At 65.3% G+C, this 22,565-nt stretch carries 25 protein-coding genes; 12 read left to right on the forward strand and 13 right to left on the reverse strand.

The features are described from left to right. Positions 1 to 74 precede the first annotated feature (74 nt). Positions 75 to 968, forward strand: coding sequence for a LysR family transcriptional regulator (locus DFR52_RS16525; protein ID WP_110033105.1), 894 nt, complete (start codon positions 75 to 77; stop codon positions 966 to 968). 36 nt (positions 969 to 1,004) lie between these two features. On the opposite strand, the gene DFR52_RS16530 is transcribed toward DFR52_RS16525, so the two are convergent. Next, positions 1,005 to 1,706, reverse strand: a complete 702-nt coding sequence (locus DFR52_RS16530) for a glutathione S-transferase family protein (protein ID WP_110033106.1) — start codon at positions 1,704 to 1,706, stop codon at positions 1,005 to 1,007. A 154-nt stretch (positions 1,707 to 1,860) separates the two neighbouring features. On the opposite strand from DFR52_RS16530, the gene DFR52_RS24530 reads away from it, so the two are divergent. Together DFR52_RS24530 and DFR52_RS24610 are read left to right on the forward strand one after the other, a co-directional pair. Next, complete coding sequence (locus DFR52_RS24530; RefSeq protein WP_158284982.1) at positions 1,861 to 2,031, forward strand: hypothetical protein; 171 nt, start codon at positions 1,861 to 1,863, stop codon at positions 2,029 to 2,031. A gap of 26 nt (positions 2,032 to 2,057) precedes the next feature. After that, a complete protein-coding gene (locus DFR52_RS24610) occupies positions 2,058 to 2,231 on the forward strand; it encodes a hypothetical protein (protein WP_170132295.1) in 174 nt (57 codons plus the stop codon). Positions 2,232 to 2,400: 169 nt separating this feature from the next. On the opposite strand, the gene DFR52_RS16535 is transcribed toward DFR52_RS24610, so the two are convergent. The 4 genes from DFR52_RS16535 to DFR52_RS16550 form a co-directional block, all read right to left on the reverse strand. Next, complete coding sequence (locus tag DFR52_RS16535; protein ID WP_110033107.1) at positions 2,401 to 2,769, reverse strand: response regulator; 369 nt, start codon at positions 2,767 to 2,769, stop codon at positions 2,401 to 2,403. A gap of 247 nt (positions 2,770 to 3,016) precedes the next feature. After that, complete coding sequence (locus DFR52_RS16540; RefSeq protein WP_110033108.1) at positions 3,017 to 3,373, reverse strand: ArsR/SmtB family transcription factor; 357 nt, start codon at positions 3,371 to 3,373, stop codon at positions 3,017 to 3,019. Then, on the reverse strand, positions 3,360 to 3,806 hold the full coding sequence (locus DFR52_RS16545; protein WP_110033109.1) for an SRPBCC family protein: 447 nt from the start codon (positions 3,804 to 3,806) through the stop codon (positions 3,360 to 3,362). The genes DFR52_RS16540 and DFR52_RS16545 overlap by 14 nt, the downstream gene beginning before the upstream one ends. Positions 3,807 to 3,901: 95 nt before the next feature. Further along, a complete protein-coding gene (locus DFR52_RS16550) occupies positions 3,902 to 4,738 on the reverse strand; it encodes a PhzF family phenazine biosynthesis protein (RefSeq protein ID WP_110033110.1) in 837 nt (278 codons plus the stop codon). A gap of 117 nt (positions 4,739 to 4,855) precedes the next feature. Here DFR52_RS16550 and DFR52_RS16555 point away from each other — a divergent pair, with 117 nt between their 5' ends. Next, positions 4,856 to 5,314, forward strand: a complete 459-nt coding sequence (locus DFR52_RS16555; RefSeq protein WP_245415378.1) for an Lrp/AsnC family transcriptional regulator — start codon at positions 4,856 to 4,858, stop codon at positions 5,312 to 5,314. Between the two features lie 47 nt (positions 5,315 to 5,361). Beyond that, complete coding sequence (locus tag DFR52_RS16560) at positions 5,362 to 6,861, forward strand: AMP nucleosidase (protein ID WP_110033112.1); 1,500 nt, start codon at positions 5,362 to 5,364, stop codon at positions 6,859 to 6,861. Positions 6,862 to 7,061: 200 nt separating this feature from the next. Here DFR52_RS16560 and DFR52_RS16565 read toward each other — a convergent pair whose 3' ends face one another. The 3 genes from DFR52_RS16565 to DFR52_RS16575 form a co-directional block, all read right to left on the reverse strand. Continuing rightward, complete coding sequence (locus tag DFR52_RS16565) at positions 7,062 to 8,789, reverse strand: electron transfer flavoprotein-ubiquinone oxidoreductase (protein ID WP_110033113.1); 1,728 nt, start codon at positions 8,787 to 8,789, stop codon at positions 7,062 to 7,064. 269 nt (positions 8,790 to 9,058) lie between these two features. Beyond that, positions 9,059 to 9,760 (reverse strand): PAS domain-containing protein, encoded by a 702-nt coding sequence (locus DFR52_RS16570; RefSeq protein ID WP_110033114.1) that lies wholly within the window; start codon positions 9,758 to 9,760, stop codon positions 9,059 to 9,061. A gap of 114 nt (positions 9,761 to 9,874) precedes the next feature. After that, on the reverse strand, positions 9,875 to 10,597 hold the full coding sequence (locus tag DFR52_RS16575; RefSeq protein ID WP_110033425.1) for a Crp/Fnr family transcriptional regulator: 723 nt from the start codon (positions 10,595 to 10,597) through the stop codon (positions 9,875 to 9,877). Between the two features lie 186 nt (positions 10,598 to 10,783). Between DFR52_RS16575 and hemN the strand changes: the two genes are divergently transcribed. The 7 genes from hemN to DFR52_RS16610 all read left to right on the forward strand — a co-directional run bounded on the left by hemN (position 10,784) and on the right by DFR52_RS16610 (position 17,724). Next, the gene (gene hemN, locus DFR52_RS16580) at positions 10,784 to 12,133 is read left to right on the forward strand and encodes an oxygen-independent coproporphyrinogen III oxidase (protein ID WP_110033115.1); all 1,350 of its coding nucleotides are present in this window, start codon (positions 10,784 to 10,786) and stop codon (positions 12,131 to 12,133) included. A gap of 119 nt (positions 12,134 to 12,252) precedes the next feature. Next, positions 12,253 to 12,531, forward strand: a complete 279-nt coding sequence (locus DFR52_RS16585) for an acyl carrier protein (protein WP_170132296.1) — start codon at positions 12,253 to 12,255, stop codon at positions 12,529 to 12,531. A 22-nt stretch (positions 12,532 to 12,553) separates the two neighbouring features. Then, positions 12,554 to 13,075, forward strand: a complete 522-nt coding sequence (locus DFR52_RS16590) for an ApeI family dehydratase (protein WP_110033117.1) — start codon at positions 12,554 to 12,556, stop codon at positions 13,073 to 13,075. Then, positions 13,072 to 14,280 (forward strand): beta-ketoacyl-ACP synthase, encoded by a 1,209-nt coding sequence (locus tag DFR52_RS16595; protein ID WP_110033118.1) that lies wholly within the window; start codon positions 13,072 to 13,074, stop codon positions 14,278 to 14,280. The genes DFR52_RS16590 and DFR52_RS16595 overlap by 4 nt, the downstream gene beginning before the upstream one ends. 11 nt (positions 14,281 to 14,291) lie before the next feature. Continuing rightward, the gene (locus tag DFR52_RS16600) at positions 14,292 to 15,578 is read left to right on the forward strand and encodes a beta-ketoacyl-ACP synthase (RefSeq protein WP_110033119.1); all 1,287 of its coding nucleotides are present in this window, start codon (positions 14,292 to 14,294) and stop codon (positions 15,576 to 15,578) included. A 155-nt stretch (positions 15,579 to 15,733) separates the two neighbouring features. After that, a complete protein-coding gene (locus DFR52_RS16605; protein ID WP_110033120.1) occupies positions 15,734 to 16,762 on the forward strand; it encodes a zinc-binding dehydrogenase in 1,029 nt (342 codons plus the stop codon). A 29-nt stretch (positions 16,763 to 16,791) separates the two neighbouring features. Further along, on the forward strand, positions 16,792 to 17,724 hold the full coding sequence (locus tag DFR52_RS16610; RefSeq protein ID WP_110033121.1) for a lipid A biosynthesis lauroyl acyltransferase: 933 nt from the start codon (positions 16,792 to 16,794) through the stop codon (positions 17,722 to 17,724). 60 nt (positions 17,725 to 17,784) lie between these two features. Here the strand turns inward: DFR52_RS16610 and DFR52_RS16615 are convergent, their stop codons facing one another. From DFR52_RS16615 to cobA, 5 genes are all read right to left on the reverse strand, one after another. Next, positions 17,785 to 18,216, reverse strand: coding sequence for a L,D-transpeptidase (locus DFR52_RS16615; protein WP_110033122.1), 432 nt, complete (start codon positions 18,214 to 18,216; stop codon positions 17,785 to 17,787). 126 nt (positions 18,217 to 18,342) lie between these two features. Beyond that, positions 18,343 to 19,320: an adenosylcobinamide-phosphate synthase CbiB gene (cbiB, locus tag DFR52_RS16620; RefSeq protein ID WP_110033123.1), complete on the reverse strand. Its 978-nt coding sequence runs from the start codon at positions 19,318 to 19,320 to the stop codon at positions 18,343 to 18,345. Continuing rightward, positions 19,317 to 20,339, reverse strand: a complete 1,023-nt coding sequence (cobD, locus tag DFR52_RS16625) for a threonine-phosphate decarboxylase CobD (protein WP_245415379.1) — start codon at positions 20,337 to 20,339, stop codon at positions 19,317 to 19,319. Before cobD ends, cbiB begins: the two co-directional genes overlap by 4 nt. 5 nt (positions 20,340 to 20,344) lie before the next feature. Then, complete coding sequence (locus DFR52_RS16630; protein WP_110033124.1) at positions 20,345 to 21,643, reverse strand: cobyrinic acid a,c-diamide synthase CobB; 1,299 nt, start codon at positions 21,641 to 21,643, stop codon at positions 20,345 to 20,347. Further along, complete coding sequence (gene cobA, locus DFR52_RS16635) at positions 21,640 to 22,485, reverse strand: uroporphyrinogen-III C-methyltransferase (protein WP_110033125.1); 846 nt, start codon at positions 22,483 to 22,485, stop codon at positions 21,640 to 21,642. The genes DFR52_RS16630 and cobA overlap by 4 nt, the downstream gene beginning before the upstream one ends. Positions 22,486 to 22,565: the final 80 nt, after the last annotated feature.

Here is a 22,565-nt window from a genome sequence, read left to right on the forward strand (position 1 = left end):
AGATAGATCCGGCGGATAACACAAACAATCACATGGGAATTGACATCAGAATTCGGCTGTGATGAACAGTGAGCATGGATCGTCTGGATCGCATGACATTGTTCACCCGCGTGGTCGAGCGCCGAAGCCTGAGTGCCGCGGCCGCGGATCTCGGTCTTGCGCGGTCAACAGCCACGGAAGCCATCAAGACTCTGGAGGCCGATATCGGCGCCCGGCTCTTGGAGCGGACCACCCGCCATGTCGCCCCGACCCTCGACGGCGAGGCCTTTTACCAGCGCTGCCTGTCGATCCTGAGCGAGTTCGAGGAGGCAAGCAGCGCCTTCCGCGATGCCCGGCCGCACGGGCTGCTGCGCATCGACGCCCACCCGCTGCTCACCCACACCTTCCTGCTGCCGCACCTGCCGCGGTTTCTCGATCGCTACCCCGATCTCGACCTGCACATCGGCCAGGGCGATCGGCTGGTCGATCTGGTCCGCGAGGGCGTCGATTGCGTAATCCGGGCGGGCGCGCAACCCGACAGCGGCCTGATCATGCGGCGGCTCACGACAATCGCGGAGGTGACCTGCGCCAGCCCCGCCTATCTGGAGACCCACGGCATTCCGGCTTCGCCCGACGATCTCGACGGTCATCTCTGCGTGGGCTTCGTCTCCTCGCGCACAGGAACAACCCTGCCGCTCGAATTCACGCAGAAGGGTGGTTTGCGCGAGGTCACGCTGCCGAGTCGCGTCACCGCCAACAATTCAGACACGGTGACCGAACTCGCACGGCTCGGTTTCGGACTGATGCAGGCGCCGCGCTACCGGCTGCAGCAGGACCTGCTGCAGGGAACCATGGTCGAGGTGCTCAGGGAGTTTCCGCCCTCCCCGACGCCGCTTTCGGCGCTCTATCCGCAGAACCGCCAGCTTTCGCCGCGTCTCAGGGTCTTCCTTGACTGGGTATCAGGCATTTTCGCGGAAGCCGAAATCTAGCCGAGACAGACCGGACGGCGCCGACCGGTGCACTTTCTAGCGCGCAGTCTGGCCGAAGAGCACTTTCGACGCTTCCTTGTCGCCGGCCAGATTGCGCCGGTGTTCCTGCCCTAGCTCGACGCCGCGCATCACCGCCGGCCGTGACTGCATGGCGTCGAACCAGCGCTTGAGATTGGGGAAATCGTTGAGATCCTGTCCCTGTCGCTCGTGCGACCGGGTCCAGCCGAAGCTGGCGATATCGGCGATTGAATAATCACCCGCGAGATAGTCCCGGTCCGCCAGCCGCCGGTTCATCACCCCGTAGAGCCGGTTGCACTCATTGGTGTAACGGTCGATGGCATAGGGGATCGTCTCGGGCGCATAGATGCGGAAATGATGCGCCTGTCCCGCCATTGGGCCAAGGCCGCCCATCTGCCAGAACAGCCACTGCTCCACCTCGACGCGGCTGCGTTCGTCAGCGGGATAGAAGCGGCCGAACTTGCGACCGAGATATTGCAGGATGGCGCCCGACTCGAACACCGAAATCGGCGCGCCGTCAGGCCCGTCCGGATCGACGATCGCCGGCATCCGGTTGTTGGGCGAAATCGCCAGGAATGCGGGCTCGAACTGCTCGCCCTTGCCGATGTTGACATACTTCACCTCATAGGGAACGCCGAGTTCCTCGAGCATGATCGAGATCTTCCAGCCGTTGGGCGTCGGCCAGTAGTGCAGTTCGATGGGCGTGGTCTGGCTGGTCATGGCATGTCCTCTGGCTGGCCGGCAAAACGGGATGGCGCGGAAGCCCATGTTAATGTGTTTGAACGCCAGATGAACAGGCCCATCAGGGATCGTTCAGCCAGCAAATGCGAATGTTTCATCAACACCAACGGCAATCGCCCCGGGATTGAGAGACATGACCAAGATCGCCCGCCGCTTCATCCTTCTCAGCCTGGTCTTCGCAATCTTTGCGATGCTGATGGCCGCGGCCGTCGCGGACGCCGATCGCAACAGAAAATCCTGGCGCACCGGACAGTTCCACATTTGCAGCTTCACCCCGGGTCCGGACTGCCGGATCGCACGCTGAACAGATCTGAAAGAGAAGAGCCGCCCATGACCCGCACCTCCCGCCGCACTGTTTCAACCGTCATCCGCATGCTCGCCTTCGCGGCCTACTTCGTCGTGCCGGTCGGCGCCTTTGCCTATGTCAATGCCGGGACCGCAGCCGAAGCCAACGCCGGCGCGGGCTTCGTCCTCTATGTCAGCCTGCAGCGCAATGCGGGATGAAACCGGCGGCTGGAGCATTTCCAGACGCAGCAAACTGTTGCTTGTCCCGGGATGATCTCATAAATCGACACCTTGGAGCGCTTCTGCGATCCGATGAAAACGGAATGCTCTCGGGCCGGAGCGGGCAGGGCTTCGACTGTCGCGGCAGGATTGGCGAAAAAGGTCGGGTTCAGGCCGCCAGCAGTTCGCCGACTGCCGCCACGATGGTGTCGTCCCTGTAGGGCTTGGAGAAGAAGCGCGCGCCGGACGGCAGCTGGTTCCCCTCGACTACCTGGCGGCCCGAAGCCACGATCAGCTTGACCGGAGGCCAGCGATCCCGGATCGCATGGCAGAGCTTCATTCCGTCCATGCTTCCGGGCATCTCCACATCCGTGAACACCAGCGCAATGTCATTGGGCGCTTCAAGCATCAGGATCGCCTCGTCCGCCGTTCCCGCCTCCAGCACGTCGTATCCGGCGGTCTCCAGAAGGTCGACAGCCGCCATGCGGATGAGCGTGTCATCCTCGACAACCAAAACGACGGATTTTCGACCGGCCATGCCACACCACCACTGATTTGACAGGCGCGAACACGGCGCCTTCGGATCAAACAGATGAGGCAGGATAAGGTTGCAGGCCACCAGCAGATTCTTGGGACTTTTCACATTTTAGCATCGTCGCAAGCAATGAGTCGGCGCCGCAGGCCCGAAGAACGCTGCGAGGACGACCGCGGCCATTCGGTCGCGGCCAGCCTCCCGGCCCGGCGGTTGCCGCACATGCCCGCCTGCCGTGCGCCGAGGATCATCCTCACGCCGAACCGCTGCCCTCGTCCTCGACGAAGGCCTGCAGGCGCGCGAGCGCGCCGTCCCATTGCAGCGAGACCTGGTCGAGATAGGCCTTCAGCCCGGCGATCGGCTTCGGGTCGAAGCTGTAGCGGCTTTCGCGGCCGCTCCGGCTGCTCGTGACCAGGCCTGCCTGTTCGAGCACCTTGAGATGCTTGGTCACCGCCTGCCGCGTCATCCGGCTGTCGGCCGCCAGCGCCGAGATCGAGCGCCGCTTGCCGTCGCTGAGACGGCTGAGCAGGATCAGCCGTGTCCGGTCGCCGAGCGCCGCGAAGACCGGAGCGGGATCGGCGGGTGCCGGCAGCGGATCAGGATTCGACATGGGTCTTGATGTTGGCCATCTGCTGGGTCCAGCCGCCCTCGTTCATGCGCCAGGCCTCCGCACGCCGATCGGCGGGTACCTTGTCGAAGCCGCTTTCGGTAAGCCGCAACCGGGTTCCACCGTCAATCTCTTCGAGCCGGAATTCGACCAGCGTCGGGGTCTCGGAACTGTAGTCGACATCCGGGTCGATGGCCGCGGGATGCCAGGTCAGGGAGAACAGATGCGGCTCGACCATCTCCACCACCGTGGCGGTCCATTTGAGATGCTCGTATCCGGGGTGGGTGATGTGGCCGGTGCTTGGCCGGCCGGCCTCGAACGGCTGGTCGAGATGCACCCGGAACCACGCCCCGAATTCGCGGTGGTCGGTGAGCGCCTTCCAGACCCGCCCGATCGGCGCCTTCAGATCGATCTGCTTTTCAATTCTATCAGACATAGCGCAACCTCCTGGTTGCCGTTCTCATAACGCGGAATCTGGATTTACGCAACCCGAAGGTTGCGTATTCGACACCACCGCCCGCCGCGGACAGGTCAGGGCAGTCGGCGTGCCGTGCCCGACACCCGGACGGAGGAGCCGTGGACCGCGGAGAACTCGGCGCGGATGAGCGAACGCATGCCCATGTCCTCGCCCTGGACGATGTCGATCGATCCGCCCGCCGCACGCCCGCTGTCGCGCAGATAGCCGGCGAAGGCGGCCGCCGCCGCGCCTGTTGCCGGATCCTCGAGCACCCCGCCCGACGCAAAGGCGTTGCGGACATGGACGACGCCGTCCCCGGCGCGCCAGACCAGCATGACGGTCACCAGGCGATGGCGCGTCATCAGCGCGCGGCCCGCATCAAGATCATAATCCATCGCCGCCAGACGGGACCGGCTCCCGAGCGCCAGCAGGAGATGATCCGCCCCGGCATGGATGCGGGCCGGCGCCAACGCTGCATCGAGGTCCTGCGCCGAATAGCCCATGAGGTCCAGCGCCCCGACAAGCAGTCCCGGATCGGGCACGGCGTGCCAGGTCGGCGGCGACTGCAGCGCGGCGGCATAGATCCCGCCCGCCTCGGCGCCGTCGACGGAGATCCGCGCCTCATTGAGATGCAGGTGATAGGTGCCCCGTCCCTCCCGCTCGGCCAGCGCCGCGCCCAGCGCGATCGTCGCGTGGCCGCAGAACGGCACCTCGGATTCCGGCGAGAAATACCGTACCCGCCAGTGCCCGGCCCCGTCGGTCGGGGCCGCGAAGGCCGTCTCCGAAAACCCGACATCGGCGGCGACGGCCTGCATCTCGGCCGCATCGGGGTGGGCATCGCCGATCACGATTCCCGCCGGATTTCCGCCGGCATGGCCGTCCGAAAAGGCCGCAAATCTTTGCACTTCCATGATCTTGGTTCCTGTCTCGTAGCATTGTCGACACCATACGAAGGCAGGCATGGTCATTCCATGCATCCTGTGCGAAATTTCAGCATGATCAGCTGTGAAATGAAAGGAAATCGGCGATTGAGCGTTGAAAATCAAAAATCCGTCGATGACACTGATCTGCGCATTCTGGCGCTGCTCGCCGACGACGGCCGCATCGCGCTCACAGAGCTGGCGCGGCGGGCCGGCATGTCGGGACCGGGTGTCGCCGAGCGCATCCGCAGGCTCGAGCAGCGCGGCGTCATCCGCGCCTTCACCGTCGATGTCGACCTGGCGGCACTCGGCTTCTCGCTCCACGCGATTGTCCGCATCAAGCCCCGCCCGGGCAGCCTGCATCTGGTGGAGCGAATGATCCTCGATGAGCCGCGGTTCATCGACTGCGACAAGGTCACCGGCGATGACTGCTTCGTCGCCCGTCTGGCGCTGCGCGACATCGCCGAGCTCGATCGGATTCTCGATCCCTTTCACGACCGCGCCGAGACCAGCACCGCCATCGTCAAATCCTCGCCTGTGCGCCGGCGCATGCCCTTGCAGCAGTGATCCGGGACGGTCTTTTCCTTGTCGCCAAACTTCGTCTATGATGGTGCATGAATCAGCAAATCCAGTCTCCCTCTCCCGCCGGTTTCATGTCACCCCCTCCTGTCGAGCCGCGTCAGTACACTGACGCCGCCGAAGCGGTGGCGGCGCTCGAGGCCATCTACACCCGCAACACCCGTTTCCTTTGCCAGGCGTTCGAGAATCTGGCCCATGAGCCGCCGCAGGGCCGCTACCGGGCCTGGTATCCGCAGGTGAGCTTCGAGACCACCAGCTTCGGCCGCATCGATTCGCGCCTCTCCTACGGCCATGTCGCCTCGCCCGGGCTCTATGCCACCACCATCACCCGGCCCGATCTCTTCCGCAGCTACCTCACCACCCAGCTCGACCTTCTCATCCGCAACCACGGCACGGCGGTCACGGTGTCGGAATCGGGCACCCCGATCCCCCTGCACTTCGCCTTCGGCGAGGGTGCCTATGTCGAGGCGGCGGTGGCCGAGAAGCTCGACATGCCGCTGCGCGACATCTTCGACACGCCCGATCTCGCCACCACAGACGACGAGATCGTCAACGGCCTGTATGTGCCGGCCCCCGGTGAACCTCAGCCGCTGGCGCCTTTCAAGGCGCAGCGGGTGGATTACTCGCTGGCGCGGCTGTCGCACTACACCGCGACCAGTGCCGCCCATTTCCAGAATTTCGTGCTGTTTACCAACTACCAGTTCTACATCGACGAGTTCTGCGAACATGCCCGCCAGTTGATGACCGAGGGCGGCCACGGCTACGACGGCTTCGTCGAGCCGGGCAACCTGGTCACACCCGCCGGCCACGGCGCCCCCGTGGAGGGCATCGCGCCCGCGCGCCTGCCGCAGATGCCGGCCTATCATCTGACCAAGCCGGGCCACAACGGCATCACCATGATCAACATCGGCGTCGGACCGTCCAACGCCAAGACCATCACCGACCATGTCGCCGTCCTCCGCCCCCATGCCTGGCTGATGCTCGGTCACTGCGCCGGGCTTCGCAACAGCCAGGCGCTGGGCGATTATGTGCTCGCCCACGCCTATGTCCGCGAGGACCATGTGCTCGACGACGATCTGCCGTCCTGGGTGCCGATCCCGGCGCTGGCCGAGGTGCAGGTGGCGGTGCAGGACGCGGTGGCCGAGATCACCGGGCTCACCGATTATGACCTAAAGCGCATCATGCGCACCGGCACGGTCGCCACCATCGACAACCGCAACTGGGAACTCCGGGACCAGCGCGGCCCGGTGCAGCGGCTGTCGCAGTCGCGCGCCATCGCGCTCGACATGGAATCGGCCACCATCGCCGCCAACGGCTTCCGGTTCCGGGTGCCCTACGGCACGCTGCTCTGCGTCTCCGACAAGCCGCTGCACGGCGAACTGAAGCTGCCCGGCATGGCCTCGGCCTTCTACCGCACCCAGGTCAACCAGCACCTCAAGATCGGGCTTCTGGCCATGCAGAAGCTTGCCGCCATGCCGCCCGAGCAACTGCATTCGCGCAAGCTCAGGAGTTTCTTCGAGACCGCGTTCCAGTAGCGCTTCGCGCGGCAGCCACGATGCCATTTCCCCCTTGCGGGGGAGATGTCACCGAAGGTGACAGAGGGCGGTGAGTTCCCCACTCGTCCGGCACGTTCGGCGTTTGCGGCAACATCACCCCCCTCTGTCGGCGTTGCCGACATCTCCCCCGCAAGGGGGGAGAGTGGGTTCAGCGCAGGCCTCGCCGCAAACGCCCCCGGTCACATGTCGACATAGACCGGGCCTTCGCCGCCCTGGGGCGGGACCCAGTTGATGTTCTGGTTCGGGTCCTTGATGTCGCAGGTCTTGCAGTGCACGCAGTTCTGCGAATTGATCACGAAGCGCGCCTCGGGATTGGAATGCGAGACCTCGCCGCCCTTTTCGGACGCGCCGGGGCCGCCGGCGAGCGCATTGCCGTCGGCGTCGAGCCATTCATAGACGCCGGCCGGGCAATAGCGCGTCGAGGGTCCGGAGAAGACGGCATATTCCGACGATTTCTGCAGCGCCGGGTCCTTGACCTGCAGGTGGATCGGCTCGTTCTCGTCGTGATTGGTGTTGGACAGATACACCGACGAGGAGCGATCGAAGGTCAGCACGCCGTCGGGCTTTGGATAGTCGATGCGCGAATGCTGCTCCGCGGGCTCCAGGCAGGCGTAATCCGGCTTGCCGTGCTTCATCGTGCCGAACGGCGAGAAGCCGAACAGCGAGTTGCACCACATGTCGATGCCGCCGAGCGCCACGCCGCCGATGGTGCCGAGCTTCGACCACAGCGGCTTGACGTTGCGCACCTTTTTCAGGTCGGCTCCGATAGCGGATGCGCGCCAGCCGTCCTCGTAACCCTGCAGGACGTCGTTGCTGCGGCCCGCTGAAATCGCCGCCACCAGTTCGTCGGCGGCCTGGATGCCCGACAGCATGGCGTTGTGCGAGCCCTTGATGCGGGCGACATTGACGAAGCCGGCCGAGCAGCCGATCAGCGCGCCCCCGGGGAAGACCAGCTTCGGCACCGACTGGAAGCCGCCCTCAGTGATGGCGCGGGCGCCGTAGGAGAGGCGCTTGCCCCCCTCGAACACCCCGGCGATCGACGGATGGGTCTTGAAACGCTGGAACTCCTCGAACGGCGAAAGATAGGGATTCCTGTAATTGAGATGCATGACGAAGCCGACCGCCACCTGGTTTTCGCCCAGATGGTAGAGGAACGAACCGCCGCCGGTCTTCATGTCGAGCGGCCAGCCGAAGGAGTGCTGCACCAGGCCGCGCTTGTGGTGTTCGGGCTTGACCTCCCAGAGCTCCTTCAGGCCGATGCCGAACTTCTGCGGCTCGCGGCCCTCATCGAGCCGGAAGCGGGAAATCAGCTGCTTGGCCAGCGACCCGCGCACGCCCTCTCCGATCAGCACGTATTTGCCCATGAGTTCCATGCCGCGCGCATAGTTCGGACCCGGCTCGCCGTTGCGCTCGACGCCCATGTCGCCGGTTGCAACGCCGATGACGGCTCCTGCCTCATTGTAGAGGACTTCGGTTGCGGCGAAGCCCGGATAGATCTCCACGCCCAGCGCCTCCGCGCGGGCGCCCAGCCATCTGCAGACGTTGCCGAGCGAGACGATGAAATTGCCGTGATTGTTCATCAGCGGCGGCATGGCGAAATTCGGCAGCCGCACCGATCCGCCGGGTCCGAGAACCAGAAAATGGTCGGCGGTGACTTCCGTCCGGAACGGATGGTCGGGATCCTCGCGCCAATCGGGAATGAGCATGTCGATGCCGACGGGATCGACTACCGCGCCCGAGAGAATATGCGCGCCGACTTCGCCTCCCTTTTCCAGCACCACCACGGTCAGATCCGGATTGCCCTGCTTGATGCGGATCGCCGCCGACAGACCGGCCGGCCCGGCGCCGACAATCACCACATCGAATTCCATGCTTTCGCGCTCGGGAAGTTCCGCCGTCTCGCTCATTGCCTGCCCTCATGTCTCACCCCCAAGGGGGCTCACCTCTGTTGTCCTGTCATGACAAAACCCGACGCCGGTGTCGAGCCGGGTTGCGACAGGAACCATCCGGCATCCGTAACAAATTTTGACGTTGACGTAAATTGCGCGAACGGACCACCACCCTGCCCGCTGTTCCAGGCAACCGAACGGCCGGCCTGCGGCAGGAAGCCGGCACAGGATCCCCGGCGGTGAAAGCTTGTCGGGCGGATGGCCGGGCGCCCCGAAGCAACCGGATCTCAGGCGCCGGCGAAGACGGGCTGCATCTCGAGCACGATCAGGCCGCCGAGGATCTCGCTGTCCCCGCCGCGCAGCGGCCTCATCCGGCAGTCCACGTCCTGCATCTGTCCTTCGCCGTCGGCAACCGTGTAGTGGTAGCGCAGGGCATTGCCCTCGAAACAGCTGTCGAGCTTGCCCTTGGCGCGCGACCTGAAGCGTCTGTCTCCGATGAAATCGCGCAGATGACGGCCGATGAAATCGGCCGGCCGCAAACCGTGGAACTCCGCGTTGCGGACATTTGTGTAGATGTAGCGGTAATCCCGCCCGACCAGCGCGACCCGCTCGGGCATCGAATCGAGGATGATCTCGTGCAGTGAAGCATCGTGGCCGACACGCGCGGGACTGTCTTGCATGCGTGAAAGAAACTCGATCCCGGCGGACCCGGATACGGCATCGAGATAGCGCTCCGTCAATTGGGCCATCATCCGCGTGTAGCGGCGGACGCTGGCCTCGTCGTCGCAATTCCTCACCGCCAGGTTCGCGAAGAAATCCACCTGCCGGCCGATTTCAGACCGATCCGGCGCCCGCATCAGGAATATCCGGCGCATCAGCGGCAGGATGCGGTCATCCGCTTCGGCCACCCTGTCTTCATCGCCGCGGCGGACCGCATCCGACAGTGTCTGGCAGAGTTCATCGAATTGCGATATGAGCTGGCTCAGCATATTCGCCCCGGTTCGCCTCGCAAATCTTGTATTCACATCAGTCCAAATCAACAGGCTCAAGAATTCCACCAGCCGAATACCAGACAGTCTATACTGTCACTGATCATCCGTAAATCAGATCGCGGCCCGCTGGGCAAGCATATCCAGATTCGGCACGATCACGCACCGATTGTTGTTGATGACGATGACACCGTCCTTGCGCAACCGGGTCAGCTGCCTGCTGACGGTCTCGATGGTGAGACCCAGAAAGTCGGCAATGTCCGACCGGGTGAGCGGAAGTTCGAACTCGGCGGAGTCGAGTTCAGACTCCGGATCCACATGGGTTGCAATGAGCAGCAGAAAACTCGCCACCTTCTCCGAGGCCGTCTTGCGCCCCAGCGTCAGCATCCAGTCGCGCGCCTCATCAAGCTCCTTCAACGTCTGCTGCAGCAGTCGGTGCTCGAGCTCCGGCGTCTCGCCGATCATCCGGTCGATGACGGATTTGGGGAAGGAACAGACACTGACCTCGGTCGCCGCTTCGGCGGTGAGGTTGCTTTCGGCCCGGAACGGGCGGCCGAGAAAATCCGGAGCAAATTGCAGCCCGACAATCTGCTGGCGCCCGTCGGCCATCATCTTGGTGAGCTTGACGACGCCGGCGATGATGTTGGAATAGGTGCTGCCCTGACGGCTCTCCCCGTAGAGCTCGGACGCGGAGCCGACCCGCTTTCGCGTCGAATGCTTGCTCAACTCGATGAGCTGCTCGGGACGCAGCGCGCCGCAAACGCCGCGGTGCCGGGCTTCGCACGCCCTGCACAGGAGCGGCACCTCGGAATTGTGGATGTCCTTGCGCGTGTCCATCATCACCTCGCTTGCGCCGGACCTTACAGCGCCGCAATTCAAAGCCCAATCCCCAAATAGTGCCGGGAACAAGGCTGCGGCGATCCGGCGAAAGGGGGAAACATCGAACTTCGGGCCGCTTGATCGACATCAAGGACCGGTCCGGCTTTCCCCTGCACTCTCGCACGACAATCGAGAGACACGTCCATGCAAAAAGACTTCGTCAGCCGCCATGCCGGACCGGCGCCGCGTTACACCAGCTATCCGACCGCACCGCACTTTCACTCCGGTGTCAACGGCGATGTCTATGCCGGCTGGCTGGGAAAGCTTGCACCGGGGCAGACGCTGTCGCTCTATGTTCACATTCCCTATTGCGACCGGCTCTGCTGGTTCTGCGGCTGCAACACCAGGCAGACTTTGAAATATGACCCGCTCGAGACCTATCTCGCTGCGCTTGAACATGAAATCTCCACCGTCGCCGGCCTGATCGATCCGGGCTGCAAGGTTACCGCGCTGCATCTGGGCGGCGGCTCGCCCTCGATGCTGAAGCCCGGAGACATAATGGCGCTCAACTCCAGCCTGCGTCGCAGCTTCGACTTTGCCGCCGATGCGGAAATCAGCGTCGAAATGGATCCCAACGATCTTGACGCCGGCCGCTATGACGCGCTTGCGGCCATCGGCATGACCCGCGCCTCCATCGGCGTCCAGGACTTTGACGAGCAGGTCCAGAAAGCCATCAACCGCGAGCAGACTTTCGAGCAGACCCGGGAAGTCGTCGACCAGGTCCGCGCGCGCGGCGTCCGCTCGATCAATTGCGACGTCCTCTACGGGCTGCCGCACCAGACCAGGCAGACGGTCGAACGGACCATCGCGCAGGTCCTGTCGCTGGCGCCGGACCGCATCGCGCTTTTCGGCTATGCCCATGTGCCGTGGATGAAGACGCACCAGAAGATGATCGACGAGAGCGTGCTGCCGGACGTCACCGAACGCTTCGCCCAGATGAATCGCGGCGCCTCACTGATTACGGCAGCGGGCTATACCGCCATCGGCATCGATCATTTCGCGCTGCCCGCCGACAGCCTGGCCATTGCCGCAGCCTCAGGCCACATGCGCCGCAATTTCCAGGGCTACACCAGCGACACGGCAGAGGTGCTCATAGGATTGGGCGCGTCGTCCATCGGCCAGTTGCCGCAAGGCTATGTGCAGAACCAGCCCTCAACCGGAGAATACCAGCGGCGGGTCAAATCCGGCGATCTCGCCACGGTGCGGGGCTTCGAGCTTTCCGCCGAAGACCGGATTCGCCGGCGGGTGATCGAACTGCTGATGTGCGACTTCGCCTTCGATTTTGCCACCGTCAGGCACGAGTTCGGCGGCGCGGCCGAATCCGTTCTCGATGAGGCCGAATATCTGGCGCGGTCCGATACCGACGGCATGATCGAGATGTCCGGGGGCCTGTTCCAGGTCACCGACAAGGGGAGGCCCTTCGTGCGCTCGGTCGCGTCGGCCTTCGACAGCTACTTCGGTCTTGGCACGGCGCGTCATTCGGCTTCCGTCTGATCCACCACCATGGATAGCCGGCACTTCCGGCTGCGCTCCCATGGCAAATGAACCCATTGGCTTTTGCCGCGGATTTTTCTATAGCTTCCGCCAATATGTCATCCAACGGGGTAAAACGCGTGACCGCAACATTCGACAAGGTCGCCGACATCATCGCTGAAACCAGCGAAATTGATCGCGACACCATCACGACCGAAAGCCACACCATCGACGATCTGGGCATCGACAGCCTCGACTTTCTCGACATCGTCTTTGCCATCGACAAGGAATTCGGCATCAAGATTCCGCTCGAGCAGTGGACGCAGGAAGTCAATGACGGCAAGGCCTCCACCGAAGAGTACTTCGTTCTCGGCAATCTGTGCGCCAAGATCGATGAACTGAGGGCCGCCAAGGGCTGACGGGTCCGGCTGTGCTCCGCTCATGCTGCTTGAATATTTCCAGATGATAGACCGGGTCGAGGCAGTTGATCTCGGCACCGGACATCTGAGCGCCAAGAGCCTGGTTCCGGATGCGAGCCCGGTGTTCGAAGGCCACTTTCCCGGCACGCCGCTGGTTCCGGGCGTGCTGCTGATCGAGACCATGGCCCAGGCCAGCGGCTTTCTGGTCATGGCAATGACAGGCTTTTCGGCGATGCCGTTTCTGATGATGGTCGATGGCGCCAAGATGCGCGACTTCGTCAATCCCGGCACGGCCCTCGACATCACCGCGCGGCTGGAGCATGAAGGCTCGGGCTACGCGGTCACCAAGGCGACCATCACTTCGGGCGGCAGGAAGGTGGCAGACTGCCAGCTCAAGTTCCGCACGGTGCCCTTCGAGCAGACCGAGCTGGCGGCCATCGTCAGGCAGCGCGCGGTTGATGTGGGTCTGATGGACGCCATTGCGGCTTCCAAGCCGGCTTCCGGGACCGCCGCCGTACCGCAAAATTCAGGAGACGGACAATGAACCAGCCAGGCCACCAGGTGGTTGTCACCGGCGTCGGCATCGTCACCTCGCTGGGGGTCGGCCGCGCCGCTCACCAGGCAGTGCTGAGCGCAAGCCAGGCGCCCGCGCCCGTCACCGACAGCGAACAGTTCGCGCCCTATACCATCCACCCGCTTCCCGAGATCGACTGGTCCCAGCAGATCCCGCGCCGCGGCGACCAGCGGCAGATGGAAAACTGGCAGCGGCTTGGCGTCTTCACGGCCGGCCTGGCGCTTGACGACGCCGGCCTCAAGGACGACGCCGAGCGCTGCGCCAGCATGGACATGATCGTGGCTGCCGGAGGCGGCGAGCGCGATGTCACCGTCGATACGCTGATCGTCGAGGAAGCGCGGTCGCGCAACGACCGCGAAGTCCTGCTCAACGAGAAGCTGACCACGGAGCTGAGACCGACGCTCTTTCTGGCCCAGTTGTCCAACCTGCTCGCCGGCAACATCTCCATCGTCCACAAGGTCACCGGATCCTCGCGCACCTTCATGGGCGAGGAAGGCGCAGGCGTCTCCGCCTTCGAGACCGCGCACGCCCGCATCGCCGCCGGCCAGTCGACCCATTGCCTTGTCGGCGGGGCCTTCATTTCCGAGCGCTTTGACATCCTGCTCGTCGTCGATGCGATGGGCCTGTTGCAGAGCGGCGAAACCCGGCCGTTCTGGTCGCGCACCGAGGAAACCGGCGGCATCAATCTCGGCACCGGTTCGGCTTTTCTGGTGCTCGAATCGCTCGAGCATGCTGAGGCTCGCGGCGCCACCATCTACGCCCGTCTCGATTCGGTGATAGGTGACCGCGGCAGCCGCGAGGCGGATCGCCTGGAACAGCGGATGGCCGACCTTGCCGATCAGGTTGCTCCCGGCGCGACCGGCGCCGGCACACTGATTGTCTCCGGCGCCACCGGCATACCCGGCCTCTCGGCGCGGGAGCGGGATTTTCTTGCCGGCCGCTTCCCGGAGGCGTCGACGTGCAGCCAGGCGGCACTGCTCGGCCACTGCATCGAGGCGCAGTTCCCCATCGGCATGGCCCTGGCAAGCCTGGCAATCGCCCAGGACGGAGCCGTCTGTCCGTTCACCGATGGCACGAACGCCCCGATGAACGCGGCCCCCGCAACCGCCCTCGTCACCACTGTCGGCCATCAGCGCGGCGAAGGCCTCGCCCGGCTTTCAGCCTTGCGGTCATAGGGAGAAACGCCATGACCAAATCCGCCTACAGGGACCATCTGGGCCGGCCGATCGTCGCCGTCACCGGCATGGGCGTCGTCACCTCGCTCGGCCAGGGCTTGTCCGACAACTGGGCGGCGCTGACCTCCGGCCGCTCCGGCATCCACACCATCACCCGCTTTCCCACCGAGAAGCTCTCGACGCGGATTTCGGGAACTGTCGATTTCATCGATGTCCCGGTGCCCAATTCCGTCGAACGCTCCTATGCCTTCGCCCGCGAAACGACGCTCGAGGCGTTGACGCAGGCAGGCCTGTCCGGCGACTTCGGCGGTCCGCTGTTTCTCGCAGCCCCGCCGATCGAGCCGGAATGGTCGGCACGCTTCGACCTCTCCGACCGGGTGCCCCAGGACCAGCGGCGCGGCAATGCCTATCAGCAGTTCCTTGCAGTCCTGCATGCCAGGCCCGACCCGCAATTCTACGAGGCGATCCAGTTCGGCTCGATCTCCGAGCGGCTTGCCGACCGCTTCGGCACCCGCGGCCTGCCGGTGACGCTGTCGACCGCATGCGCCTCGGGCGCCACCGCCATCCAGCTCGGGGTCGAAGCCATCCGACAGGGCCGCACCGAACGTGCGCTGACGGTGGCCACCGACGGCTCGGTGAGCGCCGAGGCGCTGATCCGCTTCTCGCTCCTGTCGGCGCTGTCGACCCACAACGACCAGCCGGAGAAGGCATCCAAGCCATTCACCAAGGACCGCGACGGTTTCGTCATCGCCGAGGGTGCTGCCACGCTGGTGCTGGAATCGCTGGAGGCCGCGCTTGCCCGCGGCGCCCGCGTGCTCGGCATTCTCACCGGATGCGGCGAAAAGGCCGACCATTTCCACCGCACCCGCTCCTCGCCCGACGGCGGCCCTGCGATCGCCACCATCCACGCGGCCCTGGCGGATGCCGGTCTTTCCGAAGAGTCCATCGGCTACATCAATGCCCACGGCACCTCGACGCCGGAGAACGACAAGATGGAATACCAGGCGCTCTCGACCGTGTTCGGCGAACGCATGCCGAATGTGCCGGTGTCGTCCAACAAGTCGATGATCGGCCACACGCTCACGGCAGCAGGCGCCGTGGAAGCGGTGTTCTCGCTGCAGACCATGATCACCGGCGTGCTGCCGCCGACCATCAATTATGACAATCCGGATCCGGCGATCCCGCTCGACGCAGTCCCCAACGTCAAGCGCGACAAGGCGGTCACCAGCGTGCTGTCGAACTCCTTCGGTTTCGGTGGACAGAACGCATGCCTTGTCATGACAGCCGAACCCGCTTAATCCGACATCGCAAGCGGCGGCCATGATGCGTCCGCCGCATTTCCGCCTTGCCGGCGAAGCCGATCGTTTCGTCCCGGGGCTTTGCGGCAGGACACCAAATTGGAGCACTTGGGCATAGCCGCCCAGCCAGAATGCTCCGGACGAAGGAATGTATCATGCGCGCCTTGCAGCTCATCGCCGACCGCAAGCTCGAAGCCGTCGACGTCGCCCCGCCGCCGCCGCCGGGCATCGGCGAAGTCACGGTCTCCATCAAGGCCGTGGCGCTCAACCACATCGATGTCTGGGGCTGGCGCGGCATGGCTTTCGCCAAGCGCAAGCTGCCGCTGACCATCGGCGCCGAGGCTTCCGGCGTTGTGGAAACAGTCGGCCAGGGTGTCTCCGGATTGCTGCCCGGCCAGCTGGTGTCGATCTATGGCGCCCGCACCTGCGGCCTGTGCCGTCCGTGCCGCGAAGGCCGCGACAATCTCTGCGAACATGTGAGCGGCGTGCACGGCTTTCACCTCGACGGCTTTGCCCAGGAAAAGGCCAACCTGCCCGCACGCCTGCTGGTCCCCGCCCCTCCCGGAGTTGACGCGGTGGCTGCCGCGGTGGCGCCGGTCACCTTCGGCACGGTCGAGCACATGCTGTTCGACAACGCCAAATTGGAACCGGGCGAAACCATCCTGATCCATGCGGGCGGCTCGGGCATCGGCTCGGCGGCGATCCAGCTGGCCAAGAAGATGGGCTGCACCGTGATCACAACCGTCGGCTCCGACGAAAAGATCGAGCCGGCGAAGGCGCTGGGCGCCGACCATGTCATCAACTACCGGGTCGACCGGTTTGAAGGCATTGTCCGCAAGCTCACGAAAAAGCGCGGCGTTGACGTGGTGTTCGAGCATGTCGGCGCCGACACCTGGGCCGGCTCCATGCTGTGCATGCGCCGGGGCGGCCGGCTCGTCACCTGCGGCTCGACCTCGGGCGTCTCCACCCAGATGAACCTGATGATGCTGTTCCAGCAGCAGTTGCGCCTGATCGGCTCCTTCGGCTGTCGGATGGAGAACATGGCCAATGCCATGCAGAAGATGGCGGCGGGCCTTGTGCACCCGGTCATCGACACCGAAGTCGGATTCGATGAGATCGACAAGGCGCTGGCCCGCATGGAAGGCCGCGAGGTCTTCGGCAAGATCATCCTCCGGATGGATTGAGGCCGGGGCCGATGAAACAGACGCAGCGCATGCAGGTCACCCGCTGGGTGCTCGCCGTCCGTCGGGCGCGGGACTGGACCATTGCCATGGTGGTCTTCGCGCTGCTCTGGCTGGTCTCCCTGTTTCCGATGGAGCCGGCGATCAATTTCGTCGATCGCGCCGCCCGCCGCATCGGCCCCTGGACCTCCCGCCACCGGCTGGCGCGGACCAATCTGGCCCGGGCCTTTCCCGGGAAGTCGGAGGCCGAGCGCGAACAGATTGCCGTCGAGATGTGGGGCAACATGGCACGGTTGGCCGCCGAATACGTCTTTCTCGACCAGTTGTTCGATGTCGATCCGACCGCCTCCGTGCCGGGCCGGGTCGAGGTGGCGGGCGCCGACATCTTCAATGACCTGCGGGACAATCCGCGCCCCTTCATCGTCTTCACCGCCCACACCGGGAATTTCGAACTGCTGCCCATCGCCGCCGCGACGTTCGACCTGGATGTGACGGCGCTGTTCCGCCCGCCCAACAATCCCTACATCGCCGGACGCGTGCTCTCGGCGCGTCGCACCAGCATGGGCCATCTGGTTCCATCCCGCGCCGGCGCGGCCATCGCGCTTGCCCGCAAGCTCGACAGCGGCGGCGGCGTCGGCATGCTGGTGGACCAGAAGTTCCACAAGGGTGCGGTGACGACCTTCTTCGACCTGCCGGTCAAGACCAACCCGCTGCTGGCCAAGCTGGCCCGGCAGTTCGATTGCGAGGTGTTTCCCGCCCGCTGCATCCGGCTGCCGGGCGGGCGCTTCCGGCTCGAATTCGAGCCCGCAATGCCCGTCCCCCGCACCGCCGACGGCAGCGTCGACGTGACGGCCACCGCGCAGATGCTCAACGACAAGGTCGAAGCCTGGGTGCGGGAACATCCCGGCCAGTGGCAATGGTTTCACGACCGATGGAACATCAAGCGCAAGGTGCGGCGCGGCTGACAGCACAAAGCCCGGAACCTCGCGGTTGCCGGGCCTTGTGGCTGCAGCGAAGCATGCCGCTCAGCGGGAAATGACGATCCGCGTGTTGGCATTGCCGGTCTTCTGCACCATCGAGAAGAAGACGGCGGCGTTCCTGGGGTCGAGCCTGACGCATCCGTGCGAGGCCGGGCGGCCGAGCCGCTTGAGATCGTTGGTGCCGTGCACCGCATAGCCGCCGTTGAAAAAGACGGCATAGGGCATCGGCGCATTGTTGTACTTGCGCGAGCGGTGGTTCTTCGACAGCCATTTGGCTGACCAGGAGCCTGAGGGAGTTCCGTAGCCGGACCTGCCCGTCGAGACTTTCCAGCGATACTTGACCGCCCCGTTGTGGCTGACGACCATTGTCTGGGTCGAGATATCGATCTTTGCCACCAGGTTGGCGGCCAAGGTTGGTGCGCCTAAAATCGGCAATAGTCCAAGCGCCAGTGCCCCCGCCAAAACAAAGCTTCTCATGTTACTCTCCACGTTGTTGCCTGAGTTCTGTTTTCTGCCCCGTGGAGACACTATAACCGGAGGACGATCAAATAAAGTTAAATTCAGGCATCAAATTCGACCGATGGGATTAGGAGATTGATTCAACTAGATAAAAACTGAAATCAAAAGAGCAGAAAATACTAATAGAGAAAGCGCTGTGCAGGCATGGCCATAGATCCGGAGGCCTCTGTCGATGTCGGCCGTGCCGACCTCGAGCCGTCCGCTGCCGTTCAGGCTCGGCTCCACCACCTTCACGCCGCCATAAAAACGCGGCCCGGCCAGCGCCACGCCGAGCGCTCCCGCCATCGCCGCTTCCGGCCATCCGGCATTCGGCGAGCGGTGCAGGCCGGCGTCCCGGAAAGCCGTGACGAGCGCTCGGCGGCCGGCGAAGGCCGACACCGAGACGGCGGCGCCGCAGGCAATCAGCGCGGCCGAAAGGCGCGAGGCCGGCAGGTTGGCGACATCATCGAGCAGCGCGGCCGCGCGGCCGAAATCCCGGTAGCGGTCGTTGAGATGGCCGATCATCGAATCGGCGGTGTTGAGCATCTTGTAGGCCAACAGCCCCGGCAGGCCGGCAATGGCGTACCAGACCACGGGGGCGACGATGCCGTCGGAGAAATTCTCTGCCAGGCTTTCCAGCGCCGCGCGGCCGACTGCCGGGTGATCGAGCGTATCGGGATCGCGGCCGACGATCATCGACACCGCCTTGCGGCCGGCCTCTATCCCGCCCGTCCTCAGCGCGGCCGGCACCGCCGCCACATGGTCCGCCAGGCTCTTCTGTGCCAGCAGCACGGCGACAATGACCGCCTCGAGCAGCCAACCCAGAGGCCCCAGCCGGAAGAGCAGGAAATGGACGAGCAGGCCGGCAGCGACCGCGAGCAGCAGCAGCGCGGCAATGGCCACCCGCCCCTTCATCCGGCGTTTCGCAGGGCTGTCGTCCTCGCGGTTGAGATGCCGGTCGGCAAGGCCGATAGCGGCGCCGAACCAGACGACCGGATGCGGCAGGCGCCGCCACAGCCAGTCGGGATCGCCGACGAGGCGGTCGAGCATGAGCGCCGCCAGCAGCACCAGAAGCCGGATCACGCGGGCCCCTCCGCGGCAGCCTTTCGAAGCGTCGCGGAAAGCCGGGCGGCTTGCTCCGGATCGGCGACAAGCCCGATCCGCAGCCGGTCGGGCGAGTGATCGAAGGCGCGGGTGAGCACATGGTCGGCAGCCAGCCGGTCGCGCAGTCGCGCGGCGCCGCGATAGCCCACCAGCGCGAACAGCGCCGTCTCGCCGGCAAGCTCCAGCCCGGCCTGCGCGATGGCCGCGAGCGTCAGGGCGTGGGCGGTCGAGATCCGCGCCTTGAGCCCGTCAACCAGATCGGGCCGCGAGAAGGCCTGCCCCGCCACCGCCAGCGCCGGACCCGACACCGCCCAGGGACCAAGCCCGGCTTCGAGCGCGGCCGAGATCTCCCGATCGGCGAAGGCGAAGCCCAGCCTGATGCCGGCCATGCCGAAGAACTTGCCGAAGGAGCGCAGCACCACCAGCCCGGGGAGATGCCCTGCCAGGTCGGCGATGGACAGGTCCGGGTGCATGTCCGCGAAGGCCTCGTCGACGACGGTGAGCCGTCCCGCGCGGGCTTCGGCGAAAGCAGTCAGCGTGGCCCGGTCGAAGCGCCGTCCATCGGGATTGTTGGGATTGGCGAGCACCGCGACATCGGCATCGAGCGCGGCGTCGAGCATGGTCGCGGCGGCGATGTCGAAGCCGGCGCGACGGAAGGCCAGTTCGTACTCGCCATAGGTCGGCGACAGGATCGCCACGCGCCGTGTGAGGCCGGACGGTGCCAGCCGCGGCAGCAGCTGGATGGCCGCCTGGCTTCCCGGCGTGGGAACCGGCAGCTGGCCGCCACGATAATAGGCCCGCGCCGCCGCCGCCATCTCGCGCACCGTTGCCGGGTCCGGCAGCCGCCGCCAGACGTCGGTATCCATGGCCGGCAGTTCAAGCGAAAACGGGCTGACACCGGTCGACAGGTCGAGCCAGTCGGCGGCGGCGCCACCGTGGCGGGCCATGGCGTCCGCCAGCGCGCCGCCATGGGCGATCGGTTTCGGGTCAGTGGCCACGACGCTCAGTCCGCCCGGTCGATCACGTGGATGAAGGAACCCGACACGGCGCCGCACCTCAGACCGGCTTCGCCCAGATCGTTGTCCTGGGCGTCCGCGACCTCGAACAACCGCTCGGCCGCGCCCTCCCGGACAATCGTCGAATAATGGAATTCATGCGCGCGCATCGGCATGTCCCAGAAGAACCCCGCTTTCGGCTTGAGCTTGCGGTAACCCAGATGCCTGACGCGGGTGGCGTAGCTGGTCTCCAGCGGCAGCGCCCCGAGCATGCGGTGACGCACGCCCTCGGCATCCACCAGCCCCTCGCCCAGCACCATGAAGCCGCCGCACTCGCCATAGACGCTGACGCCGCGGGCAATGGCCGCCTCCATGCCGGCGCGGAACCCGCCGGCGGCGGCAAGCCGCCCCGCATGCAGCTCGGGATAGCCGCCCGGCAAGAGCACCGCGTCACAATCGGTCGCCGGGCCCTCGTCGGCGAGCGGCGAGAAGAACAAGATCTCGGCCCCGCGCCGCGCCCAGCCCAGAAGCATGTGCTCGTAGCAGAAGGCGAAGGCGATATCGCGGGCGACGGCAATCTTCTGCCCCGGCGGCGGAAGCCGAAGGATGTTGGCCAGCGCGGTCGAAGGCACCACACGTCCCGCCATCTTTTCCAGGCTTTCCACATCGACATGCCGGTCGATCAGATCGGCGGCATGCTCGACATGGGCTTCCAGATCGGCATTCTCGCCAGCCTGCACCAGGCCGAGATGCCGCTCGGGCAGCGTCAGACCCTCGTCGCGCGGCAAAGCGCCGAAGACCTTTACCCGCGCGTTCGCCAGGGCGTCGCGCAGCATCATCTCGTGCCGCGGGCTGGCGACGCGATTGAGAATGACGCCTTCGACCATGACATTGGGGGAGAAGCCGATGAAACCCCGCGCGAGCGCCGCCACGGAGTGGGACATGCGGGCGCAATCGATCACCAGCACCACCGGCAGGCCGAGCATTTCGGCGAGATCGGCCGCCGATCCCCTGCCGCTGGCGGCAGCGTCAAACAGGCCCATCATCGCCTCGATCACCAGGAGCCGATCGCCCTGGGTGGCGAGCGACGCATTGGCGCGCAGCAGGTCCTCGCGCATGGACCAGGGATCATAGTTCAGGCAGTCCGCGCCGCTGGCGGCCGAATGGAAGGCCGGGTCGATGTAGTCGGGGCCGGCCTTGCCGGGGGCGAGCGCCGCACCACGGCGCCGGAGCGCCCTGAGCAGACCCAGCGTGAAGGTTGTCTTGCCCGAGCCCGATTGCGGCGCGGCAATGACCAGACCCCTCATGCGGAATCCTTCCGGCCGGCGGCGCGAATGCCGAGAGGATCGGCGGTCAGCACCCGTCCGGCGGCGGCACCGGCCCAATCAAGCGCTGCGCGCAGGCGCACCACCTCGCCCACCACGACAATGGCCGGGGGCTCCAGCCCGGAGGCGGCGAGGTCATCGGTTGCGCGGCCAAGCGTCGTCTCCAGCACCTGCTGGTGGTCGGTGCTGGCATCTGTGACGAAGGCCATCGGTTCGTCGCGCGAGCGACCGGCCTCGATCAGCCGTGCAGTGATCGAGGCGATGTGCTTCATCGCCATGTACATCACGATCACCTTCGAGCCACGCGCCACGCCGTCCCAGTCGATGCGGTCAGGGACCAGGCCGGATGCGTCATGGCCGGTGAGGAAAGTCACGGTGTGATTGGTGTCGCGGTGGGTGACCGGAATGCCGGCATAGGCGAGCCCGCCGATGCCTGCGGTGATGCCGGGCACGACGCGAAAGGGAATGTGGTGTTCAACGAGCGTCAGCGCCTCCTCGCCGCCGCGGCCGAAGACGAAGGGATCGCCGCCCTTGAGCCGCAGGACGCGATGTCCGGCGCGCGCCAGCTCCACCAGCCTGAGCGAAATGTCGCGCTGCTTTGGCGAGGGCTTGCCCCCGCGCTTTCCGGCATGCTCGATCAGCACGCCGGGACGGGCAAAGCGCAGGCAGTCGACATTGACCAGCGCATCGTGGACGATCGCGTCGGCCTGCATAAGCGCGTTGGCGGCGTGCAGCGTCAGCAGGCCCGGATCGCCGGGCCCCGCTCCCACCAGCCACACCTCCCCGGGCTTCATGCCGGGCAATCCCGCCTGCCAGTCACTCATCGAATTTCCGTTCGCAATTGCGGATTTACGCCTGTACTCCAGGAGCACTATAACGGCAACACACACACCGGGACACCGAT

Origin of the sequence: Hoeflea marina (assembly GCF_003182275.1) — a bacterium.
GTDB classification, from domain to species: Bacteria; Pseudomonadota; Alphaproteobacteria; order Rhizobiales; family Rhizobiaceae; genus Hoeflea; species Hoeflea marina.